This is a genomic window from Reyranella aquatilis, assembly GCF_020880995.1.
Classification (GTDB): Bacteria; Pseudomonadota; Alphaproteobacteria; order Reyranellales; family Reyranellaceae; genus Reyranella; species Reyranella aquatilis.
Map to the genome: position 1 here is coordinate 1 of NZ_JAJISD010000024.1, position 2,492 is coordinate 2,492.

Annotated in this window: 5 protein-coding genes; 4 read left to right on the plus strand and 1 reads right to left on the minus strand. The window is 63.8% G+C overall.

Annotated elements, in window-relative coordinates:
* A partial coding sequence (locus LJ725_RS28760; protein ID WP_230554357.1) for a DUF736 domain-containing protein occupies window positions 1-318 on the plus strand: 318 nt, incomplete at its 5' end.
* Window positions 319-637: 319 nt separating this feature from the next.
* Here LJ725_RS28760 and LJ725_RS28765 read toward each other — a convergent pair.
* Window positions 638-865, minus strand: a complete 228-nt coding sequence (locus tag LJ725_RS28765) for a helix-turn-helix domain-containing protein (protein ID WP_068190566.1) — start codon at window positions 863-865, stop codon at window positions 638-640.
* 242 nt (window positions 866-1,107) lie between these two features.
* Here LJ725_RS28765 and LJ725_RS28770 point away from each other — a divergent pair, with 242 nt between their 5' ends.
* The 3 genes from LJ725_RS28770 (at window position 1,108) to LJ725_RS28780 (ending at window position 2,301) form a co-directional block, all read left to right on the plus strand.
* Entirely contained in the window at window positions 1,108-1,371 is a 264-nt protein-coding gene (locus tag LJ725_RS28770; RefSeq protein ID WP_082751725.1) for a DNA -binding domain-containing protein, read from the plus strand.
* 155 nt (window positions 1,372-1,526) lie between these two features.
* Window positions 1,527-1,811: a transcriptional regulator domain-containing protein gene (locus LJ725_RS28775; protein WP_230554358.1), complete on the plus strand. Its 285-nt coding sequence runs from the start codon at window positions 1,527-1,529 to the stop codon at window positions 1,809-1,811.
* Complete coding sequence (locus LJ725_RS28780; RefSeq protein ID WP_230554359.1) at window positions 1,789-2,301, plus strand: DUF2285 domain-containing protein; 513 nt, start codon at window positions 1,789-1,791, stop codon at window positions 2,299-2,301. Before LJ725_RS28775 ends, LJ725_RS28780 begins: the two co-directional genes overlap by 23 nt.
* Window positions 2,302-2,492 lie beyond the last annotated feature (191 nt).

The following is a 2,492-nucleotide window of genomic DNA, read 5'->3' on the forward strand; positions in this document are numbered from 1 at the left end:
AACATCGGTTCCTTCAAGAAGTCCGGCAACGAGTACCAGGGCGAGATCGTCACGCTCAGCGTCCAGACCAAGGGCGTCCGCATCGTCCCCGAGGCCAACCGCTCGAATGACAACGCCCCCAGCCACCGGGTCTTCGTCGGCCGCGCCGAGATCGGGGCCGCCTGGTCGAAGCGCTCCAACGAGGGCCGCGAATACCTCTCGCTCAAGCTCGACGATCCGAGCTTCAACGCACCGATCTTCGCCAACCTGTTCGACGACGAGGACGGCGAGGGTTCTTCCCTGATCTGGTCGCGCAGCCGCAAGAAGAACGGCGAGTAAGCCGACGCCCCCGAGGCCCCGCCCGGTCCGCCGGGCGGGGTTTTTCCTTTGCTCGCGATGCGCGCGAAAGCCGTGACGGCTGCATGAGGAGCAAGGCTCCGCCGTCAACGCGGTCAGGTTTGAATGTTCCTCCGTATGCACATGACGGTCGACGTCTGCCGGGTCGGGATTCAATGTCGTGAACTTGGGCGCGTCCGGCTCCGCCGGACCGGGCTCTATGCGGCCGCTTGGGAGGGGTTTGGCGGCCGCACGAAGCCGCCCTTCGGTTGAAGGGAGGGAAGGGCGTCTTCGCCTTGCGGTAACGATCCCTCGCGCGATATCAGCTCTTCACGTTAGGTACGTCATCCTCGAGCAGTTCGGCGGGTCGCACACTCAGCGCCTGCGCCGCCTGCAAGATGGTCAGCAGGGTTGCGTTCTGCAGGCCGCGTTCGATCGCACTGACATGAGCCCGGTCAACGCCCATACGCTCAGCCACTGCCTCTTGGCTGAGACGCGCCGCTAACCGATAGCGACGGACGTTGGCTCCGAAGACCCTGCGAATATCCATCCGCAGGATAGGAGGCGGTCGCGTATTCTGGCGCTACGTACTATAATACGCGGCCATTTTGCTGTTATGACCATGTCTCTATGCTTTCATGCACATCAGGCGTCGATTGCAGCCGCCGCGGCCTTGGTGGCTGCACGAAATGGTTGTCGCGATGCGCTGCGTGCATCACCACCGATCCACTGTGCTGTGACCATGCGGTGGCCCGGGTTCCCGCGTAATTCTTCCCTCGCTTGCGAGCCGCCATGACGACACCTCCCTTCGACGATAGCCCACCCGTAAGCGCGCGGGTTACGCCCTATGACGAGCGGCATTTCGTGACCTACCTCCGCCTGCTCGACGCTGCGGCTGAGGGCGCTGACTGGCGAGAAGCAGTGCGAATCGTATTTGGCATCAATCCCGAGCGCGAGCCCGAGCGCGCCCGCCTGGTCCATGACAGTCATTTGGTGCGCGCCCGCTGGATGACGGAGAATGGGTATCGTCATCTGTTGCGCCCACCGCTCAACTGACGAGCTTGCGTCAAAAGAATCGCCCTCAGATAGACGCTTGGGGGCCGCTACAGGTGACATCGCGCGTCCCGCGTTTGGGTTCTTCCACAACCGGTGGTCGCATGGAATGCTTGGGTCGGTTAGGCCATGCAATCTCTTGAAGACGGAGGTCGTGGATGACGAAGAGACCCGATTGGAGGTCACCAGACTATGTCGAGGCACTGAAGGACCTCGATCGTGCCGGATTCGCGTGGGAATTCCTGCGGCGCAACCCGGCATACCGAGACGACTACGACAAAATTGCTGACGACCCCGACGAATCGGAACTGAGCCCAGCGGCGGTTGGCCGGCGCTGGGGGCTTTCCTTTCGCCTGCGATCCGGCACTCGACGCCTCTGCCGCGCCGGTTCTGTGGCGGCCGGATCTATTACCCCATGCAGTGATCCTCGTTCCTGCACCTGACGGCTTCAGTCAAGCTTATCGCTTCGAGGCTCTTGCCGACCTATCGCCGTTGTTGGGTCCAGAACCTCGCGGCGAGTGCCATGGCGTCGTGAACGACTCCGATGGCCCGCATCGCCTGTGGCTCCAAGGCTTAGGCACGGCGATGCCGATGGCGGCACTCGTTCCCCTGGATGAGACCGTTCTCCTTCGTCTTGCCGGCCTGTTGCGCTTCAAGCGTCGCCTCGACGGCCATCCGGCAGGAGCCCTCCCGCGTGCCTGGCGGATAACGGCCCGCCTGCGCGAACGACTCCTCGGCATGATCCGTGCGCTGGACGGGCACCTGGAGGGAGCGAGCTATCGCGAGATCGCGCAGGTGCTTCATGGCTCGGATGCCGTTGCCCGTTATCCCTGGAAGACCTCATCCATCAGGGGCCAGACGATCCGATTGGTCGCAGACGCAGTGGCGACGATGAACGGGGGCTATCGAAAGCTGCTGCGCGCAAGCAGCTAGCAGCGCGTCCCGCGCTCGCCACGCCGTGGGGTGCCGCCGACATAGCAAACCACTTCGTCATCCTCCTGCGCCGTCCTCCTCCGCCACGGTGATCGTGCTCCCGCCGTCACCGCCGGCGGCTCTCACCAGGTTCCTGGAGGCTCTCCCATGCCCGATCCCGCCGCCGGTCTGCCGCCACGGTTTCTCCGCAC